Annotated in this window: 16 protein-coding genes, 2 rRNA genes and 1 pseudogene; 8 read left to right on the plus strand and 11 right to left on the minus strand. The window is 50.1% G+C overall.

Annotated elements, in window-relative coordinates; all coding sequences use genetic code 11:
* Positions 1-138 precede the first annotated feature (138 nt).
* Together ftsH and LVJ85_RS09270 are read right to left on the minus strand one after the other, a co-directional pair.
* On the minus strand, positions 139-2139 hold the full coding sequence (ftsH, locus tag LVJ85_RS09265; protein WP_244739154.1) for an ATP-dependent zinc metalloprotease FtsH: 2001 nt from the start codon (positions 2137-2139) through the stop codon (positions 139-141).
* Positions 2140-2202: 63 nt separating this feature from the next.
* On the minus strand, positions 2203-2823 hold the full coding sequence (locus LVJ85_RS09270) for an RlmE family RNA methyltransferase (RefSeq protein WP_085363653.1): 621 nt from the start codon (positions 2821-2823) through the stop codon (positions 2203-2205).
* Positions 2824-2928: 105 nt separating this feature from the next.
* On the opposite strand from LVJ85_RS09270, the gene yhbY reads away from it, so the two are divergent.
* A complete protein-coding gene (gene yhbY / locus LVJ85_RS09275) occupies positions 2929-3210 on the plus strand; it encodes a ribosome assembly RNA-binding protein YhbY (RefSeq protein WP_244739169.1) in 282 nt (93 codons plus the stop codon).
* Positions 3211-3301: 91 nt separating this feature from the next.
* Here the strand turns inward: yhbY and LVJ85_RS09280 are convergent, their stop codons facing one another.
* Together LVJ85_RS09280 and LVJ85_RS09285 are read right to left on the minus strand one after the other, a co-directional pair.
* Positions 3302-3796, minus strand: coding sequence for a DUF4440 domain-containing protein (locus tag LVJ85_RS09280; protein WP_244739171.1), 495 nt, complete (start codon positions 3794-3796; stop codon positions 3302-3304).
* 348 nt (positions 3797-4144) lie between these two features.
* Complete coding sequence (locus LVJ85_RS09285) at positions 4145-4693, minus strand: DUF1287 domain-containing protein (protein WP_244743149.1); 549 nt, start codon at positions 4691-4693, stop codon at positions 4145-4147.
* A 191-nt stretch (positions 4694-4884) separates the two neighbouring features.
* On the opposite strand from LVJ85_RS09285, the gene pip reads away from it, so the two are divergent.
* From pip to LVJ85_RS09310, 5 genes are all read left to right on the plus strand, one after another.
* Entirely contained in the window at positions 4885-5820 is a 936-nt protein-coding gene (gene pip, locus LVJ85_RS09290) for a prolyl aminopeptidase (protein WP_244739173.1), read from the plus strand.
* 101 nt (positions 5821-5921) lie between these two features.
* Complete coding sequence (gene aroD / locus LVJ85_RS09295) at positions 5922-6680, plus strand: type I 3-dehydroquinate dehydratase (protein ID WP_244739181.1); 759 nt, start codon at positions 5922-5924, stop codon at positions 6678-6680.
* 141 nt (positions 6681-6821) lie between these two features.
* Entirely contained in the window at positions 6822-7664 is an 843-nt protein-coding gene (locus LVJ85_RS09300; RefSeq protein ID WP_115133063.1) for an amino acid ABC transporter substrate-binding protein, read from the plus strand.
* A gap of 22 nt (positions 7665-7686) precedes the next feature.
* Positions 7687-8370 (plus strand): amino acid ABC transporter permease, encoded by a 684-nt coding sequence (locus LVJ85_RS09305; protein WP_181792150.1) that lies wholly within the window; start codon positions 7687-7689, stop codon positions 8368-8370.
* Positions 8371-8379: 9 nt separating this feature from the next.
* The gene (locus tag LVJ85_RS09310) at positions 8380-9138 is read left to right on the plus strand and encodes an amino acid ABC transporter ATP-binding protein (RefSeq protein WP_244739182.1); all 759 of its coding nucleotides are present in this window, start codon (positions 8380-8382) and stop codon (positions 9136-9138) included.
* Between the two features lie 262 nt (positions 9139-9400).
* Here LVJ85_RS09310 and LVJ85_RS09315 read toward each other — a convergent pair whose 3' ends face one another.
* The 3 genes from LVJ85_RS09315 to gmk are packed head-to-tail and all read right to left on the minus strand — an operon-like array spanning position 9401 to position 12465.
* Complete coding sequence (locus LVJ85_RS09315; RefSeq protein ID WP_085363662.1) at positions 9401-11554, minus strand: bifunctional (p)ppGpp synthetase/guanosine-3',5'-bis(diphosphate) 3'-pyrophosphohydrolase; 2154 nt, start codon at positions 11552-11554, stop codon at positions 9401-9403.
* A 26-nt stretch (positions 11555-11580) separates the two neighbouring features.
* On the minus strand, positions 11581-11787 hold the full coding sequence (rpoZ, locus tag LVJ85_RS09320) for a DNA-directed RNA polymerase subunit omega (RefSeq protein WP_085363663.1): 207 nt from the start codon (positions 11785-11787) through the stop codon (positions 11581-11583).
* 60 nt (positions 11788-11847) lie between these two features.
* Complete coding sequence (gene gmk, locus LVJ85_RS09325; protein WP_115133060.1) at positions 11848-12465, minus strand: guanylate kinase; 618 nt, start codon at positions 12463-12465, stop codon at positions 11848-11850.
* A 188-nt stretch (positions 12466-12653) separates the two neighbouring features.
* On the opposite strand from gmk, the gene LVJ85_RS09330 reads away from it, so the two are divergent.
* Together LVJ85_RS09330 and LVJ85_RS09335 are read left to right on the plus strand one after the other, a co-directional pair.
* Positions 12654-13217, plus strand: coding sequence for an adenine phosphoribosyltransferase (locus LVJ85_RS09330; RefSeq protein ID WP_085363665.1), 564 nt, complete (start codon positions 12654-12656; stop codon positions 13215-13217).
* 177 nt (positions 13218-13394) lie between these two features.
* The gene (locus LVJ85_RS09335; RefSeq protein ID WP_244739184.1) at positions 13395-15023 is read left to right on the plus strand and encodes an ABC-F family ATPase; all 1629 of its coding nucleotides are present in this window, start codon (positions 13395-13397) and stop codon (positions 15021-15023) included.
* A 218-nt stretch (positions 15024-15241) separates the two neighbouring features.
* Here LVJ85_RS09335 and LVJ85_RS13470 read toward each other — a convergent pair.
* From LVJ85_RS13470 to LVJ85_RS09350, 4 genes and pseudogenes are all read right to left on the minus strand, one after another.
* Positions 15242-15364: pseudogene (locus LVJ85_RS13470) on the minus strand (IS5/IS1182 family transposase); the annotation flags it as partial.
* A 117-nt stretch (positions 15365-15481) separates the two neighbouring features.
* Positions 15482-15793 carry a helix-hairpin-helix domain-containing protein gene (locus tag LVJ85_RS09340; RefSeq protein ID WP_244739194.1) on the minus strand — a complete coding sequence of 104 codons (312 nt, stop codon included), beginning with the start codon at positions 15791-15793 and terminating at the stop codon, positions 15482-15484.
* 377 nt (positions 15794-16170) lie between these two features.
* Positions 16171-16283: ribosomal RNA gene (gene rrf / locus LVJ85_RS09345) — 5S ribosomal RNA — on the minus strand.
* A gap of 138 nt (positions 16284-16421) precedes the next feature.
* Positions 16422-19308 (minus strand): 23S ribosomal RNA (locus LVJ85_RS09350).
* Between the last annotated feature and the right edge of the window lie 37 nt (positions 19309-19345).

Genomic DNA, 19345 nt, shown 5'->3' on the forward strand with positions numbered 1-19345 from the left:
CCAATCGAAAAATCCCCATGCTTTTGTCGGCATGATTTACTTGATTTAAATACCAAACATTGCGGCTTTTAGCTTGTTTCTTGTATGCAAGAAAAAAGCACATAAAAAATAGCAGCCCGAAGGCTGCTATTGGGAAAATTAAAGTTTATTTTCATTTTGCGGCTGATTGGCTTCCGGTTGTTCTCGCGAAGGAGCTTGTTGCGCTTCAACTTCCGCAGAAGCAGGAACTTCTTTTACCGAAGATTCTTCCTGAGCATCCAAAGCATTATCCACCACAATCAACTCTTCTTCTTTGCGCACATTATGGCTGTAATCTTTAGGCGGACTGGGTTGCTTGCCTTCCATGATTTCAAGCACTTGGTCGCGGTCGATGGTTTCCCATTCCATCAATGCTTTGCACATGGTTTCCATCTTATCGCGGTTTTCGTCCAAGATTTTATAAGCCACGGCATATTGCTCATCCAAAATACGGCGCACTTCGGCATCTACTTCCTGCTGGGTTTTTTCGGAAATGTGCTGCGAACGGGTAATAGAACGGCCTAAGAATACTTCGCCTTCGTTCTCGGCATAAACCATCGCACCCATTTTATCGCTCATACCGAAACGCGTTACCATCTCACGGGCAATTTGGGTTGCACGTTCAAAGTCGTTGGAAGCGCCGGTGGAAATGCGGCCTACAAAAATATCTTCCGCAATCCGACCGCCGTACAAAATGGAAATCTGGCTCAACATTTGGTCTTTATACATGCTGATACGGTCACGCTCAGGCAATTGCCAAGTCAAACCCAAAGCACGGCCGCGCGGCATGATGGTTACTTTGTGAACCGGATCGGTAAAGTCCAAACTTTCAGCCACAATAGCATGACCAGCTTCATGATAGGCAGTCGCACGTTTTTCATCTTCGTGCATCACCATCGAGCGGCGCTCGGGCCCCATATAGATTTTGTCTTTGGCATCTTCAAAGTCGCTTTGATCAACCTTGATTTTATTGCGACGTCCGGCAAACAAAGCTGCTTCATTAACCAAGTTGGCCAAATCGGCACCTGAGAAGCCCGGCGTACCGCGCGCCAAAGAAACCAAATCTACCGATTCGTCCAAAGGCACTTTTTTCGCATGTACTTTCAAAATCTGCTCGCGACCACGGATATCGGGCAGGGGCACTACCACTTGGCGGTCGAAACGTCCCGGGCGTTGCAATGCCGGATCAAGCACATCAGGGCGGTTGGTAGCCGCAATCACAATTACAGTTTGATTGCTTTCGAAACCATCCATTTCAACCAGCAATTGGTTCAAGGTTTGTTCACGCTCGTCGTTACCACCGCCCAAACCTGCTCCACGTTGGCGGCCTACGGCATCAATTTCATCGATAAAGATGATACAAGGGGCATTTTTCTTGGCCTGCTCAAACATATCACGGACACGGCTGGCACCTACGCCGACAAACATTTCTACGAAGTCGGAACCTGAAATGCTGAAAAACGGCACTTGTGCTTCACCGGCAATGGCTTTGGCCAACAAAGTTTTACCGGTACCGGGACTGCCTGCCAACAAGATACCGCGCGGCACACGACCACCCAAACTTTGATAGCGGTTGGGTGCTCTCAAATAGTCCACAATCTCTTGAACTTCTTCTTTGGCTTCGTCGCAACCCGCTACATCGGCGAAAGTGACTTTATTGGTATCTTTATCCAGCAATTTGGCACGGCTTTTGCCAAATGAAAAAGCACCGCCTTTACCACCGCCGCCGGATTGCATCCGCATGAAATAAAACCATGCACCGATCAGCAGCATCACCGGCAGCAAGCTGAAAAACAGGCTGGTCAGCATACTCGGTTTTTCTTCGGGAATGACTTTTACACGCACTTGCTTGTCCAGCAGCGTTTTAACCAGGTTGTCATCCAAAGGTGCATTGGTAAAGAAACGGGATTTGTCGGTACGTTCACCTTTAATCAAATAACCGCTCAAACCCGAGCCTTCAATATTAACGTTGGCTACTTCGCCTTTATTGACTTGCTCGATAAATTGCGAGTATTCGATTTGCTGTTTGCTTTCCTGTTTGTCGTTAAGGGCATTGAAAGCGGCCATTAAGGCAACACCTAACACCAGCCAAACTAAAACATTCTTAAAAATATTCCCCACTGAAACAGGCTCCATACAAGGGTAAAAGACAAAAACGGATTTTAAATCAGGCTATCTGCATTGTCAGCGTTTATTTTTGCCTAATAAATAAATCTCACTGGAACGATTGCGCGAAGCTTGCGGTTTGCGTGTTTGCACGGAGGCAAATACTTCGCGCATGGCCGCCATATATTCTTGGTAACCGGCGCCCTGAAATACTTTCACTAAAAAATTTCCGCCCGGTTTCAAATGGTTGGCGGCAAAATCCAAAGCCAGTTCACACAAATAATAACTGCGTGCCTGATCTGTTACTGCATTTCCCGACATATTGGGTGCCATATCTGAAATTACAAGGTCTAAAGGGCGCTTGTTCAGCAAGGCTTCAAACTCGGCCAGCACGCTGTCTTCTCTAAAATCACCTTGAATAAAAGAGACGCCCTCAATGGCATCCATCGGCAAGATATCGAGAGCAAACACCTGCCCTTTTTCGCCAACCAGCCCCGCGGCAACCTGCGACCAGCTTCCCGGCGCGCTGCCTAAATCGGCCAACACCGTACCCGGGCGGATTAATTTGTCTTTTTCATTGATTTCCAAAAGCTTATAAGCTGCTCTTGCCCGATAGCCGTCTTTTTGCGCCATATGGACATAATGGTCGTTTACATGCTCGTTGAGCCATGCTTTGGAAGATTTTGAGCGGACAGACATAACAGATCACTGCAAATAAAGAGCGCTATTGTACGTTATTTTCCCCTTAACCATGCAGTTTCGCGTAAAATACTGCGTTTATATTGTTTTAAGAATTTCAAGAAAATGACCGACAAATTAACCACACGCGAGATTTTAGAGCTTAAAGCGCGCGCCCATCATTTGAATCCTGTTGTAATGATAGGACAACACGGCCTGACCGATTCTGTGATTAAGGAAACCGACGCGGCGCTGACCGCACACGAGTTAATCAAAGTGCGCGTTTTGGGTGACGACCGTGCAGAGCGGATTGAAATATGCGAAGCTTTGTGCCAAGCGGTAAATGCACAGCTTGTGCAACACATCGGCAAACTTTTGGTTTTGTGGCGTAAAAAACCGGAAGCCTAAGCTCGACCGCCTTACCTAAGGCTTAACTAAACTAGAAAGGCCGTCTGAAATTTTCAGACGGCCTTTCGATTTAAACATTATCTACAAACGATTAATGTTTGCTTTTGCCCGGTTTTTCAGGCATCAGCGAAGAGTGGTGGGAAGAAATCAGCCACGCGTTGCCGTCCCAACCGTAAGTGAATGTATAACGGCCTGAATGTTTGGTGCCGTCTGCATAAGTAAATGTGTACAAACCATTATCCATCGCCAAGTTACATCCGAGCTGGATATGGCTCATGTCAATCGAGCCTACGGGTTTGTGCGATAAGAAATGGGTGAAGTAATCTTCTTTCTCTTCCGGCGTTAAACGTGGTTTGTTGGAAACCGTCGGCAACAGGATTGAACCGGGCGCATAGTTAGCCACCACTTGCTTGGGATCACCTGTTTTCAGCGAGTTGTTCCACCGGTCAAACAATGCCGCTATTTCCTGCTTGCTCACGGCTTTGCAGCTTACCGTATCGGTTGAAGGCAATTTGCCTTTGCCGCTACCTGCACATGCAGCCAATACTGAAGACATAGCCAGAACGGCCAACAGACTCATTTTCATATTGGTTTCTCCTTTTCTTTTCACGATTTTAACGAGGTTGGTCGGGAAGCAACTGGAAGCAGAATAGCATCAATACTCCTTTGCTGGAATATGCTTGCCCCTTATTTGATTTACAATAAACAATCTTTTTAAATAACTATCGAAAATTAAATAAAAGGTTTTGATTTTTATAAAAAACATAAAAACAAAACAGATATTAACAATCATATGGAATAAATTCGGCTGTAAATCAACAAGAGGCCGTCTGAAAATGATTTTCAGACGGCCTCTTCGGCTTTTAAATTAACTTATCCCTCACACCGGATTCATGCTTCATCCACAAGCATGCTAAAAATCCCGTAACACTACTTATCTGGGCAAGCGGTAATGCCCTGTAATTTTGTAGCGGTAAAGAATATCCTCTTCTCTCGTGCCGCGGCCGATGTTATGGATAATCAGCGGGGTGCCGCGTATACTTCTGTCAGACACAATACCGATGTGCGTTAAGCCTTTGCCTAAGTCCCAAGTTACCACATCGCCCGCCTGATAAGCGCCGGCACGGACGCGGTAGCCTTTGCGGTCAAAATAAGTGGCGATATTCGGCACGCGGCGGTGGTCGATGTTGCGGTCGGTTGCGGTCAGCCCCCATTTTTTCGGATATACGGAAAAGTTTTTCGACATATCCTCATGAATCATCTGCTGCAAATCCCATCCCTGCTTGCGCAAAGCACGGATTACCACATCCGTACATACGCCTTTATGCAGCGGCACATCGCCCATCGGATAGTTGAGCCGCGTGTAGGCGGGATCGTAAGATACTGTTTTACCGATTTGCCAACGCGCATCCTGCACCAATTTCTGCGGCGACAACGCCCAAGCGGGCAAAGTATGGAAACCGACTGCCAAAGCAGCAAACATAGCGGGGCTGAAAAATTTCATGCGACACTCCGAATCTTCACAAAACCCGCATATCATAATCAAGCTTTATGTATTCAGACGGCATCACAAAGTTAAGTTGTATAAATATTGCCCTACCGCGGTAACTGTTTCAGGCCGTCTGAAAATCGTTACCCACCCACCGAACGATTCAGCCAAACAAGGAGCATCCTATGTACCCGATTCAAGAGCCTTACAAAAGCGGCCTGTTGAAAGTATCCGCCATCCATCAAATTTATTGGGAAGAATCCGGCAATCCGCACGGCATTCCGGTGATTTTTCTGCACGGCGGGCCGGGGGCGGGCGCGTCGCCGAAAGCGCGCGGCTTTTTCAACCCCGACAAATACCGCGTGGTGATTATCGACCAGCGCGGCTGCGGGCGTTCGCTGCCGTATGCCGAAACCTATGAAAACACCACTTGGGATTTGGTGGCCGACATCGAAAAAGTGCGCGAAATGCTCGGCATACACAGTTGGCTGGTATTCGGCGGCTCTTGGGGCAGCACGCTTTCGCTGGCTTACGCGCAAACCCATCCGAACCGTGTGCGCGGCTTGATTTTGCGCGGCATATTCTTGGGGCGGCAAAGTGAAATCCGCTGGCTGAACGAGCAAGGCGGCGCGGAACACATTTATCCCGAACAGTGGCAGCATTACCTCGCCCCCGTGGCCGAAGAAAAGCGCGGCGCAATCGTGCAGGCTTATCATGAAATGCTGTTCGGCCAAGACCGCGAACAGGCTCTGCGGGCGGCGAAAACATGGGCGGAATGGGAAAGCTGGCTGGTGCAGTTCGACCCGAAACCGGTGGAAGAAGATGCGGAACAGGCGTTGGCGATTTCGCGCATCGAAAACCATTATTTCGTCAACGGCTGTTGGCTGGATAACGAAAAAGCGTTGCTGGCGAATGTAGGCAAAATCCGCCATATACCCACCGTGATCGTGCAGGGGCGTTACGACATCTGCACGCCGATGAAAAGCGCGTGGGAGCTGAAGCAGGCGTTTCCCGAGGCCGATTTGCGGATTGTGCAGGGCGGCCATGCCTCGTTTGAAGGCGAAGTGGCCAAAGGTTTGGTGCGGGCGGCGGACGAGTTTGCCGACAAATTGGCCGTCTGAAAAGAGCGGCCGTGTTTTTCAGACGGCCTCAAACCGCAGGCTTTCAGGCCGTCTGAAATCCCGTACAATACGCCGACCGTTTTTTAAAGGAATCCGCCTCGATGAATACCGTGAAAATCAAAAACACCGTGCTGGGCGCAGGCAGCCCGAAAATCTGCGTACCGCTGGTGGCAAAAGATTCAGACGGCCTGCAAACCGCTTTGGCAGGCTTGCAGGGCTTGGCTTTTGATGTGGTGGAATTCCGTGCGGACTTTCTCGAACGTGCGGCCGATAGCGGCTATATCGTGGAACGCCTGCGCGAAGTGCGTGCCACCCTGCCGGATACGCCGCTACTGTTTACCTTCCGCCGCGCCGAAGAAGGCGGCGAGTACCCCGTGCCGCCGGAGGTTTATTTTTCGCTGGTTCAGACGGCCATACGCTCCGGCCTGACCGACATCATCGATATAGAACTGTTTGCGGGCGAAGCCGAAGTGAAAGAAACCGTTGCACTGGCCAAAGCCAACGGCGTGGCGGCCTTGCTGTGCAACCACGATTTCGATAAAACGCCGCCGAAAGAAGAGATCATAGGCCGTCTGAAAACCATGCAGGATTGGGGCGCGGACATCTGCAAAATCGCCGTGATGCCGCAATCCGCCGCCGACGTGCTGGTGTTGCTCGATGCTACGCAAACCATGTTCAACCAATATGCGCGGCAGCCGCTGGTAACGATGGCGATGGGCAAACTGGGCGTGGTAAGCCGCTTGGCGGGCGAAACCTTCGGCTCGGCAATGACTTTCGGCTCGGCGGGAACCGCTTCCGCACCCGGGCAGATCGGTGCGAACGATTTACGCTTTATTTTGAATGTGTTGGCAGGCAAGTAATATCGGCAGGCCGTCTGAAAACGTATTTTCAGACGGCCTTATACTTTTCGATTATAAAGAATAGAAGCAAGCGTTCTTTGTATTGTGTTTTTGATTATCGTACAATGCGCGCTTCTTTATCGACGCTTTACTGGAGTGATTATGTTGAAAAAATTCGTACTCGGCGGCATGGCTGCTTTTGTGTTGGCCGCTTGCGGCAACGGCGGCGGTTCTTCTGCCGGAACGGCGTCCGCCCCGGCTTCTTCCGCTCCTGAAACCCAAGTTGCAGGTTCGCTGCTGGAGCGCATCAACAACAAAGGCACGATCACCGTAGGCACCGAAGGTACTTATGCTCCCTTCACTTATCATGACGAAAGCGGCAAATTGACCGGTTACGATGTGGAAGTTACCCGCGCCGTAGCTGAAAAATTGGGCGTTAAAGTGGATTTCAAAGAAACCCAGTGGGATGCGATGCTGGCCGGCTTGAAAGCGGAACGTTTCGATATCGTGGCCAACCAAGTGAGCCTGACCACACCCGAACGCCGCGCCACTTTCGACAAATCCGCCGAATACAGCTATTCCGGCCCGATGGCGGTTGACCGCAAAGACGACAACCGCATCAAAACGCTGGCGGACGTGAAAGGCCTGTCTGCCGCGCAAACTTTAAGCAGCAACTACGGCGAAATGGCGCAAAAAGCAGAAGCCAAAATCATTCCGGTCGACGGCATGGCGCAGGCTTTGGCGTTGGTACAGCAAAAACGTGCCGATTTCACGTTTAACGATTCCCTCGCCCTGCTTGACTATCTCAAGAAAAACCCGAATTCCGGCTTGAAAACCGCATGGACTGCCCCTGCGGAAGAAAAATTAGGTGCGGGATTTATTGTCAACAAAAACAACGATGAAGCCTTGGCAAAAATCAGCGGCGCGGTTGAAGAACTTCGTGCGGACGGCACGCTGAAAAAATTAGGCGAACAATTCTTTGGCGTAGATGTAAGTGTTAAGTGATCTTTTAAGTGCGTTGCCGTTTATGACCGAGGCCCGTGCGGCTTTGGTCATAAACGCATTTTGGCCGATGGTAAAAGCGGGATTCTTATATTCGATTCCGCTTGCCGTCGTTTCTTTTATTTTCGGCATTCTGATTGCGCTGGCCGTTGCGTTGGTGCGCGTGATCCCCGTATCGGGCGTATTGCACCGTGTGCTGCTGGGCTTGGTAAAGTTTTATGTTTCGGCCATCCGCGGCACGCCGATGCTGGTGCAGTTGATGGTGGTGTTTTACGGCTTGCCCGCCATCGGCATCACGCTTGACCCGCTGCCGACCGCAGTAATCGGCTTTTCGCTGAACATCGGTGCCTATGCTTCCGAAACCATACGCGCGGCGATTTTATCGGTGCCCAAAGGCCAATGGGAAGCAGGTTTCTCCATCGGCATGACTTACATGCAGACTTTCCGCCGTATCATCATGCCGCAAGCGTTCCGCGTTTCCGTACCGCCTTTGAGCAACACCTTTATCAGCCTGTTTAAAGAAACTTCACTGGCTTCCGTCGTAACCATTACCGAGCTTTTCCGCGTGGCACAGCAGATTGCCAATGCCAGCTACGACTTTTTACCCGTGTATATCGAAGCCGGTTTGGTTTATTGGGTGTTCTGTTTCTTCCTGTTTATCGGACAGGCCAAGCTGGAAAAACGGCTTGACCGCTACGTTGCCAAGTGAGCATAAACCATGATTAAAATCCGCAATATCCATAAAGCTTTCGGCAACAATTCGATTTTGAACGGCATTGATTTGGACGTAGCCAAAGGCAGCGTAGTGGTGATTCTCGGCCCGTCAGGTTCAGGAAAAACAACCTTCCTGCGCTGCTTGAACGCCTTGGAAATGCCGCAACAAGGCAGCATCGAGTTTGACGGCGAAAAACCGCTGCGCATTGATTTTGCCGCCCACCCTTCCAAAAAAGACATCCTTGCCCTGCGCCGTAAATCAGGCATGGTGTTTCAACAATACAATCTGTTCCCGCACAAAACCGCATTGGAAAACGTGATGGAAGGCCCCGTCGCCGTACAAGGCGTTTCATCTGCCGATGCGCGGCAAAAAGCGCTGGCATTGCTAGGCAAAGTCGGCTTGGCCGATAAAGTGGATTTGTACCCCTTCCAGCTTTCAGGCGGCCAGCAACAGCGTGTCGGCATCGCCCGCGCACTTGCTATCCAACCGGATTTGATGCTGTTCGACGAACCGACCTCCGCACTCGATCCCGAACTGGTGCAAGATGTATTGAACACCATGAAAGAACTGGCTAAAGAAGGCTGGACAATGGTTGTGGTAACGCATGAAATCAAGTTCGCCATGGAAGTGGCCGATTTGGTGGTTGTGATGGACGGCGGTGTGATTGTCGAGCAAGGCGCGCCGGAAACTTTGTTTGAAAACCCTCAGCACGAGCGAACCAAACGCTTCCTGCATCAAATCCGTAGAGACGAAGACGATTAACTGCTCATTGAGAAGCAGTTAAATATCGAAACCAACTGCTTATTCACAGCCTACTCAATCGTTCCATATTCAATCATGACAAAGCAAACTGAGGCCGTCTGAAAAATATAATTTCAGACGGCCTCATTTAAAAATGCCCGAACCATAGCCCGGATCAAGCAGCAGACTGCCCACCCTCAAAGCAAAAGCCGTAGAACCAAATGCTACGGCTTTCGTTATTCATCACATTCGATTCATCTGCATGAAGCAGTACAAATCCCCGCTACACCCTCACCACACGGCGGACGTCGGTAATCGCGTGCAAGGCGCGGATGATTTCATTAAGTTGGTCGATACCGCTAACCTTAATGAAAAATTTAAACTCGATAAACCCTTCTGTACCCGGCTGTTTTTGAGGCGTTTCTACCGATTCGATATCGGCGCCGGCAGACGAAATGGCTTGAGCCATCAAGGCCAACAAACCGCGGGTATCGCGCGCGCCCACGATAAGCGTCGTACGGAAAGTCTGATCGGGAATGCTCTCCCAGTCGGCGTCGAGCTGCTGCTCGGGATCAACTTTCAACACGTTCGGACAAGTGTCGCGGTGGATAACCAAACCTTGATCTTTAATTAAAACCGCACGGACGGCATCACCGGGCAGAGGTTGGCAACATTGCGCGAGATGTACCCTTCCGGTTTCGCTGCCGTTGATTTTAATCGGGCTTAAGCGCACTTCTCCGCCGAAGTGTTCGCCGGCCAAATCGGCAATGTGCATGGCCACGGTAATCGGCAGAGTATGCCCCATACCCACGCTGTACAACACGTCTTCAAAAGTGGTTTGTTTATGGTTGAGATCGGAAAGGTACTTTTCTTTGAGGCCGTCTGAAAGCAATACGTTTTGCGGCAACAAGCTGGATAAGGCTTTTTGCAGCAGGCTTTCGCCCAAGGTAACCGCATCTTGGCGGTTCATGTTTTTGATGTAATTGCGGATGGCGCTGCGCGCACGGCTGGAAACGGCAAAATTCAGCCATGCCGGATTGGGCTTGGCTTGTTCGGAAGTAATCACCTCCACAGAATCGCCGGTTTTCAATTTGGTACGCAGCGGCATCATGGTATTGTTGACGCGGGCGGCAACGGTGTGGTGGCCTACATCGGTATGCACGGCATAAGCAAAGTCGATAGGCGTGGCACCTTTCGGCAAGGTAAGGATTTTGCCTTTCGGCGTAAGGATATAAACCTCGTTGGGGAATAAATCGACTTTAACAGCCTCAAGAAATTCGATGGCATTGGAACTGCCTGCCTGCAAATCCAAAATGTTTTTCAACCAGCGATTGGTGTGGAGGGTCGCCTGATCGACTGTGCTTTCGCCTGATTTGTAAATCCAATGTCCGGCCACGCCGCCTTCTGCCACGGCATCCATTTCGTGAGTGCGTATCTGCACTTCTATCGGCAAACCGTAAGGGCCCACCAATGTGGTGTGCAGGCTTTGATAGCCGTTGCTTTTGGGAATGGCGATATAGTCTTTAAACCGACCCGGCTTGGGCTGATAGAGGCTGTGCAAAGCACCCAGCGCGGCATAGCAGGCCGGAATACTGTTGACGATAACGCGAAAGCCGTAAATATCCATCACATCGGCAAAACGCAGATTTTTCGCCTGCATTTTTTGATGGATACTGTATAAGTTTTTCTCGCGGCCTTTGATTTTGGCTTCGATATTGGCATCGACCAAGCGCATGCTGAACGCGCGCAACACTTTGCCGACCACATCGCGCCGGTTTCTCCTGCTTGCTTTCATGGCTTTTTGCAGGGTTTCATAACGGCGCGGGTGAAGGTTTTGGAATGATAAGTCCTGAAGCTCTTGATAGGCGTTGTTCAAACCGATGCGGTTGGCGATTTGAGCATAAATTTCAAGGGTTTCTTGAGCGATACGGCGGCGCTTTTCAGGGCGCATGGAACCTAAGGTGCGCATATTGTGCAGGCGGTCTGCCAATTTGACGACAATCACGCGCACATCTTTAGTCATGGCGAGAATCAGTTTGCGGAAGCTTTCCGCCTGATGCTCGGCTTGGCTGTTGTATTCGAGTTTTTCCAACTTGGAGAGGCCGTCTACCATTTCGGCAATGGTGTTGCCAAATTCGGCAGCCATTTCGACTTTGGATACACCGGTGTCTTCCAACACATCGTGCATCACCCCCGCGCACAAACCCTGTATATCCATGTGCCAAATTGCCAGCTGGGTCGCCACGGCAATCGGATGGGTAATATAAGGTTCGCCGCTTTTGCGGGTTTGTCCGTCATGGGCATGAAAGGCGTAAGCACAGGCTTTTTCAAGCTGCTGCTGCTCTTGCTCGTTGAGATACGAAGCGGTGCGAAACAATAAATCGCGCGCTTCTGCCGTTAACGGATCATAAGGGGCGGTAGGTAGAGGCTGTTGCATTCAGACGGCCTTTTGTTTTTTTACTTTTATTTGTTGCGCTTGAGCAGTTCCACACCGATTTCGCCGGCAGCAATTTCGCGCAAAGCGGTAACGGTGGGTTTGTTGTTGCGGATATCGTCAACCAAAGGGGCGTTGCCGTTTTCAAGCTGGCGCGCACGACGGGCGGCAGTCAGGGTCAAATCGAAGTGGTTTGGGATTTTAGTGATGCAGTCTTCTACGGTAATACGTGCCATTCTGAATGGTTCCTTTTAGAAACGGATTTAAAAATAATAATGTTGTATTGTCGCTGTTTTTTAAGAATTTTCCAACAGATTTTCAATAAATAAGTGTTGGCAGGATTGTTTCAAACGGTGTGCTCTGATAATCGACAGCAAATCGGCTTCGGCCTCAACCAAATCGTTATTTACCACTACATAATCAAACATATACGCTTGCTCGATTTCTTTGCGTGCCTTGCCTAAACGATGTGCGATCACTTCCGGGCTGTCTGTTCCCCTGCCAACCAAACGCTGGGCCAACACTTGAAATGAAGGCGGAAGGATGAAAATACTGCACGCGCCCGGCCAAGCTCTGCGCACTTGTTCGGCGCCCTGAATGTCGATTTCCAAAATCACATCGTAGCCTTGCTCGCGCAAGATATTCACGCCTTCCACACTTGTGCCGTAATAATTGTCGAATACTTTTGCATATTCGAGAAATGCGCTCTCGCTGATTAAAGTTTCGAATTTAGGCACATCCACAAAATAATAGTGCTTGCCGTGCTCTTCGCCTTCGCGCGGTTGACGGGTCGTGTGGGAAATGGAAACTTTAATGTCGTCGTGATGATTGATTAAACGCGAAACCAAAGTGGTTTTTCCCGTGCCGGATGCGGCGGAAATGATAAAAATATTGCCTTTGGAAGATGAGCGCATGGTCGTTCCGAAAATGAAAAATTTAAGTAGTTATTATGCCATACCGCCCAAAGGCTTTGCAAAACCGCCTATCTATTGCGCGCGCACTTTAAAATCACAGCACAGCAACAAACAAAAGCGACTTTTTGTTAAAATAGCTCGTTTTGTTTTGAACTATTGATACAGATTTGATATTTACGGGTAATGTTATGTTGATTCATCCTGATGTGATGGGCGTAGAAGCACTTGCTGCGAAAATCCGCAAAATACCGGATTGGCCTAAAAAAGGCATTTTATTTCACGATATTACACCTGTACTCCAAAGCCCCGAATATTTCCGCCTGTTGGTGGATTTGCTGGTTTACCGCTATATGGGTCAAAAAATCGACGTAGTGGCAGGTTTGGATGCACGCGGTTTCATCATCGGAGCCGCACTGGCTTATCAATTGAATGTGGGCTTTGTACCTATCCGCAAAAAAGGCAAACTGCCGTTTGAAACCGTATCTCAAAGCTATGCCCTCGAATACGGCGAAGCTACGGTGGAAATCCATACCGATGCAGTCCGCCCCGGCGCCCGCGTGTTGCTGGTGGATGATTTAGTCGCCACCGGCGGAACCATGCAGGCAGGTATTGATTTGATTCGTCAGCTCGGCGGCACCATTGTAGAAGCAGCGGCCATTCTAGAGTTTACAGACTTACCCGGCGGCAAAAACATCCGCGAACGTGGCGTATCACTGTTCACGCTCTATCAAAATGAAGGTTCTATGCCTTGATTGTTTACTGATATAGGCTAAGAGGCCGTCTGAAAAACATGTTTTCAGACGGCCTCAAGCTATCGTCGGCTATTCGAAAATCCCCCTCATTCCCGACATGAAGCAGCAATGGTTTCATCCGAAAATATGCTATAATTTCGCGCTTTAAATATTTCATTTTGCAAAAGGTTTACATCAATGATTTCTACCAACGGCATAACCATGCAGTTCGGCGCGAAGCCGCTGTTTGAAAACGTGTCTGTCAAATTCGGCGAAGGCAACCGCTACGGGCTGATTGGTGCCAACGGTTCAGGTAAATCCACCTTCATGAAAATCCTCGGCGGCGATTTGGAGCCAACCAGCGGCGAAGTAGCCATCGAAAACGGTGTGCGTTTGGGTAAATTGCGCCAAGACCAATTCGCTTACGAAGACATGCGCGTGTTGGATGTGGTGATGATGGGGCACACCGAAATGTGGGCGGCGATGACCGAGCGCGATGCCATTTATGCCAACCTCGAAGCCACCGAAGACGACTACATGCGTGCCGCCGAATTGGAAGCCAAGTTTGCCGAATACGACGGTTACACCGCCGAAGCGCGCGCGGCCGAGCTGTTGAGCGGTGTGGGAATCGAAGAATCATTGCACAATGCCCAAATGAGCGAAGTGGCTCCCGGCTTCAAACTGCGCGTATTGTTGGCGCAAGCCTTATTCTCCAAACCCGACGTATTGCTGCTCGACGAGCCGACCAACAACTTGGACATCAACACTATCCGCTGGCTCGAAGGCGTGTTGAACCAATACGACTCGACCATGATCATCATCTCGCACGACCGCCACTTTTTGAACGAAGTGTGCACCCACATGGCCGACGTAGACTACAACAGCATCACCATCTACCCCGGCAACTACGATGATTACATGCTGGCTTCCGCACAATCCCGCGAACGCGCCATGCGCGACAACGCCAAAGCCAAAGAAAAACTGCAAGAGTTGCAAGAATTCGTAGCACGTTTCTCGGCCAACAAATCCAAAGCCCGCCAGGCCACCAGCCGCTTGAAACAAGCCGATAAGATCAAGGCCGAAATGGTGGAAGTGAAGCCGTCTACCCGTCAAAACCCGTATATCCGCTTTGAAACCGACGAAAAAGCCAAGCTGCACCGCCAAGCCGTTGAAGTGGAAGGTTTGAGCAAACGCTTTGAAAACCAATTGTTTAAAAACCTGAGCTTTATTTTGGAAGCCGGAGAACGTTTGGCGATTATCGGCCCCAACGGTGCCGGTAAATCCACCTTGCTGAAATTGTTGGCCGGCGCATTCAATCCCGAATACAGCGAAGGTGTCCAACCTGATGCCGGTATCATCAAATGGGCGGAAAAAGCCAGCGTTGGCTACTATCCGCAAGACCACGAAAACGACTTCGATGTCGACATGAACCTCACCGAATGGATGCGCCAATGGGGTCAGGAAGGCGACGACGAACAGGTTATCCGCGGCACACTCGGCCGTTTGCTGTTCGGCAGCAACGACGTGGTCAAACAAGTGCAGGTACTTTCCGGCGGAGAGAAAGGCCGCATGCTTTACGGCAAGCTGATTCTGCTGAAACCGAACGTGTTGATTATGGACGAACCGACCAACCACATGGATATGGAAAGCATCGAATCCTTAAACATGGCTTTGGAAAAATACAAAGGCACGCTGATTTTCGTATCGCACGACCGCCAATTTGTATCTTCACTGGCCACCCAAATTATCGAACTGGACGGGAAAGGCGGTTACGAACACTATCTGGGCGATTACGAAAGCTATTTGGAGAAAAAAGGAGTGGTGTAAGTTTTTATAAGTTTTCAGACGGCCTCTTACTTATGTAAGAGGCCGTCTGAAAACTTAAACTTCAATTGCTATCAATTCGTTCTTAATCGTATCTAAAACAGTAAAAATCGCTGAAGCTTATAATGGTCTAAAGCTTTCAGCGTTTTTTATTTGAAAGAAAACTTTTGCAAAAGCCTCAAGCTGTGTTCGAATTCAGGAGCAGAAAGGCTGTGTCATTAGCCGAGTAAAATGGCTTTGAAGATAGATAGCAGGGGATAGGCTGGCTGGCTGCGGTGGTCTCGAAGGTAGCGGGTTCTTTAATGGTTCAGGTAATGCCCGATCGGTTGCCAATCAATCACCTGCTTCCACCCAAACGAAGCGGCCGGACACTCCCGCATCCGGCCGCTCTCTATACTATGTCCACTGCCAACCAAACAGCACCAATCTACCAATTCAGCCGATAGCAAACCTAGGCTCTATCAGCGCTTCTCTTTGTCCTTCTCCTTCAGCTCCGGCACCGCCGCTTTGACCGGTTTCTTGCCACCGCTCACCGTCGCCTCATCGCGCAGCTTGGCTAAAATACCCTCGCCGATACCCTTCACATTCTTCAAATCGTCGACACTCTTAAACTGGCCGTTGTGCTGACGGTATTCCACAATCGCCGCCGCCTTCGACGGACCGATACCCGGCAGCGCCTTCAATTCCTCCGCCGTCGCCGTATTGATATTCACCGCCGCCAGCGATACCGCCGACCACAACAGAGCCAGCGCACCCGCTAAATATTTCTTCATCTTCTAAATCCTTCTTGATGGTTTTCCGTAATGTGTCATACCTGAGGCCTCTACCAACAGGCAATATACCTCACACTGCCCGCACAGGCAGTCCGAACCATCATAAACAGATTCCCAACACCCTTCAAATACTTTTAACTCTGGTTACTATATACATAGAGAACATTGTCGCTCCCCAACAACACGCTGTCTTTCCATTACCACTCCGCCCCCCTTTGATCCGCCATATACCGGCCTTCTCGGCTTCTGTGCCTATTGCGCACAAGCCTGCCGGCAAACTAACCTTATGAGCCGTCATCCGAACCCAATAAATTTTCCTGTCCACGACCGCAATACTAAAACCCCCGATACACAAGTATCGGGGGTTCGGAATAAGTGTCTGGCAGTGACCTACTTTCACATGGGTATCCACACTATCATCGGCGCTGAGTCGTTTCACGGTCCTGTTCGGGATGGGAAGGCGTGGGACCAACTCGCTATGGCCGCCAGACGTAAACTGTACAAATCGGTAAGCCGTTATGGAAGCTCGCTTCCACTTATTTATTCTTTAATCAACGGTGATGTGTATCAGTCTCACAAGACTGATGCAAGCTTATTCAAAGAAACTATCCAAAGTCCTTCAAATGATAGAGTCAAGCCTCACGAGCAATTAGTATCGGTTAGCTCCACGCATTACTGCGCTTCCACACCCGACCTATCAACGTCCTGGTCTCGAACGACTCTTTAGTGCGGTTAAACCGCAAGGGAAGTCTCATCTTCAGGCGAGTTTCGCGCTTAGATGCTTTCAGCGCTTATCTCTTCCGAACTTAGCTACCCGGCGATGCGACTGGCGTCACAACCGGTACACCAGAGGTTCGTCCACTCCGGTCCTCTCGTACTAGGAGCAGCCCCCGTCAAACTTCCAACGCCCACTGCAGATAGGGACCAAACTGTCTCACGACGTTTTAAACCCAGCTCACGTACCACTTTAAATGGCGAACAGCCATACCCTTGGGACCGACTACAGCCCCAGGATGTGATGAGCCGACATCGAGGTGCCAAACTCCGCCGTCGATATGAACTCTTGGGCGGAATCAGCCTGTTATCCCCGGAGTACCTTTTATCCGTTGAGCGATGGCCCTTCCATTCAGAACCACCGGATCACTATGTCCTGCTTTCGCACCTGCTCGACTTGTCGGTCTCGCAGTTAAGCTACCTTTTGCCATTGCACTATCAGTCCGATTTCCGACCGGACCTAGGTAACCTTCGAACTCCTCCGTTACTCTTTGGGAGGAGACCGCCCCAGTCAAACTGCCTACCATGCACGGTCCCCGATCCGGATCACGGACCTGGGTTAGAACCTCAAAGCCACCAGGGTGGTATTTCAAGGACGGCTCCACAGAAACTGGCGTCTCTGCTTCTAAGCCTCCCACCTATCCTACACAAGTGACTTCAAAGTCCAATGCAAAGCTACAGTAAAGGTTCACGGGGTCTTTCCGTCTAGCAGCGGGGAGATTGCATCTTCACAACCATTTCAACTTCGCTGAGTCTCGGGAGGAGACAGTGTGGCCATCGTTACGCCATTCGTGCGGGTCGGAACTTACCCGACAAGGAATTTCGCTACCTTAGGACCGTTATAGTTACGGCCGCCGTTTACTGGGGCTTCGATCCGATGCTTGCACATCTTCAATTAACCTTCCAGCACCGGGCAGGCGTCACACCCTATACGTCCACTTTCGTGTTAGCAGAGTGCTGTGTTTTTAATAAACAGTCGCAGCCACCGATTCTCTGCGACCCTCCAATGCTTACAGAGCAAGTCTTTCACATCAAAGGGCATACCTTCTCCCGAAGTTACGGTATCAATTTGCCGAGTTCCTTCTCCCGAGTTCTCTCAAGCGCCTTAGAATTCTCATCCTGCCCACCTGTGTCGGTTTGCGGTACGGTTCAATTCAAACTGAAGCTTAGTGGCTTTTCCTGGAAGCGTGGTATCGGTTACTTCATGTCCGTAGACACTCGTCATCACTTCTCGGTGTTAAGAAGACCCGGATTTGCCTAAGTCTTCCACCTACCGGCTTAAACAAGCTATTCCAACAGCTTGCTAACCTAACCTTCTCCGTCCCCACATCGCATTTGAATCAAGTACGGGAATATTAACCCGTTTCCCATCGACTACGCATTTCTGCCTCGCCTTAGGGGCCGACTCACCCTACGCCGATGAACGTTGCGTAGGAAACCTTGGGCTTTCGGCGAGCGGGCTTTTCACCCGCTTTATCGCTACTCATGTCAACATTCGCACTTCTGATACCTCCAGCAACCTTCTCAAGTCACCTTCATCGGCCTACAGAACGCTCCCCTACCATGCACTAGGTGCATCCGCAGCTTCGGTTACAGATTTGAGCCCCGTTACATCTTCCGCGCAGGACGACTCGACCAGTGAGCTATTACGCTTTCTTTAAATGATGGCTGCTTCTAAGCCAACATCCTGGCTGTCTGGGCCTTCCCACTTCGTTTACCACTTAATCTGTCATTTGGGACCTTAGCTGGCGGTCTGGGTTGTTTCCCTCTCGACAACGGACGTTAGCACCCGCTGTCTGTCTCCCATGATTGCACTTTCCGGTATTCTTAGTTTGCCATGGGTTGGTAAGTCGCAATGACCCCCTAGCCATAACAGTGCTTTACCCCCGGAAGTGATACATGAGGCACTACCTAAATAGTTTTCGGGGAGAACCAGCTATCTCCGAGTTTGTTTAGCCTTTCACCCCTATCCACAGCTCATCCCCGCATTTTGCAACATGCGTGGGTTCGGACCTCCAGTACCTGTTACGGCACCTTCATCCTGGCCATGGATAGATCACTCGGTTTCGGGTCTACACCCAGCAACTCATCGCCCTATTAAGACTCGGTTTCCCTACGCCTCCCCTATCCGGTTAAGCTCGCTACTGAATGTAAGTCGTTGACCCATTATACAAAAGGTACGCAGTCACCCAATTAATAGGCTCCCACTGTTTGTATGCATCAGGTTTCAGGTTCTATTTCACTCCCCTCCCGGGGTTCTTTTCGCCTTTCCCTCACGGTACTGGTTCACTATCGGTCAATGATGAGTATTTAGCCTTGGAGGATGGTCCCCCCATATTCAGACAGGATTCCACGTGTCCCGCCCTACTTGTCGTATACCTAGTACCACTGATGAAATTTCGAATACGGGGCTATCACCCACTATGGCCAAGCTTCCCAGCTTGTTCTTCTATCTCAACAGCTATCATATACAGGCTCCTCCGCGTTCGCTCGCCACTACTTACGGAATCTCGGTTGATTTCTTTTCCTCCGGGTACTTAGATGGTTCAGTTCTCCGGGTTCGCTTCGCTTATCCTATGTATTCAGATAAGGATACCGTACAAAATACGGTGGGTTTCCCCATTCGGACATCACCGGATCATAGCTTTATTGCCAGCTCCCCGATGCTTTTCGCAGGCTTACACGTCCTTCGTCGCCTATCATCGCCAAGGCATCCACCTGATGCACTTATTCACTTGACTCTATCATTTCAAGAACCTCTCTGACTTCGTTGCTTCG

Source organism: Neisseria sp. Dent CA1/247, assembly GCF_022870825.1.
Classification (GTDB): Bacteria; Pseudomonadota; Gammaproteobacteria; order Burkholderiales; family Neisseriaceae; genus Neisseria; species Neisseria zoodegmatis.

Coding starts and splice junctions, on each gene's coding strand:
- LVJ85_RS09270 (WP_085363653.1), bottom strand. CDS start 2,823: ATGTCTGTCCGCTCAAAATCTTCCAAAGCATGGCTCAACGAGCATGTA.
- yhbY (WP_244739169.1), top strand. CDS start 2,929: ATGACCGACAAATTAACCACACGCGAGATTTTAGAGCTTAAAGCGCGC.
- LVJ85_RS09280 (WP_244739171.1), bottom strand. CDS start 3,796: ATGAAAATGAGTCTGTTGGCCGTTCTGGCTATGTCTTCAGTATTGGCT.
- LVJ85_RS09285 (WP_244743149.1), bottom strand. CDS start 4,693: ATGTTTGCTGCTTTGGCAGTCGGTTTCCATACTTTGCCCGCTTGGGCG.
- pip (WP_244739173.1), top strand. CDS start 4,885: ATGTACCCGATTCAAGAGCCTTACAAAAGCGGCCTGTTGAAAGTATCC.
- aroD (WP_244739181.1), top strand. CDS start 5,922: ATGAATACCGTGAAAATCAAAAACACCGTGCTGGGCGCAGGCAGCCCG.
- LVJ85_RS09300 (WP_115133063.1), top strand. CDS start 6,822: ATGTTGAAAAAATTCGTACTCGGCGGCATGGCTGCTTTTGTGTTGGCC.
- LVJ85_RS09305 (WP_181792150.1), top strand. CDS start 7,687: ATGACCGAGGCCCGTGCGGCTTTGGTCATAAACGCATTTTGGCCGATG.
- LVJ85_RS09310 (WP_244739182.1), top strand. CDS start 8,380: ATGATTAAAATCCGCAATATCCATAAAGCTTTCGGCAACAATTCGATT.
- LVJ85_RS09315 (WP_085363662.1), bottom strand. CDS start 11,554: ATGCAACAGCCTCTACCTACCGCCCCTTATGATCCGTTAACGGCAGAA.
- rpoZ (WP_085363663.1), bottom strand. CDS start 11,787: ATGGCACGTATTACCGTAGAAGACTGCATCACTAAAATCCCAAACCAC.
- gmk (WP_115133060.1), bottom strand. CDS start 12,465: ATGCGCTCATCTTCCAAAGGCAATATTTTTATCATTTCCGCCGCATCC.
- LVJ85_RS09330 (WP_085363665.1), top strand. CDS start 12,654: ATGTTGATTCATCCTGATGTGATGGGCGTAGAAGCACTTGCTGCGAAA.
- LVJ85_RS09335 (WP_244739184.1), top strand. CDS start 13,395: ATGATTTCTACCAACGGCATAACCATGCAGTTCGGCGCGAAGCCGCTG.
- LVJ85_RS09340 (WP_244739194.1), bottom strand. CDS start 15,793: ATGAAGAAATATTTAGCGGGTGCGCTGGCTCTGTTGTGGTCGGCGGTA.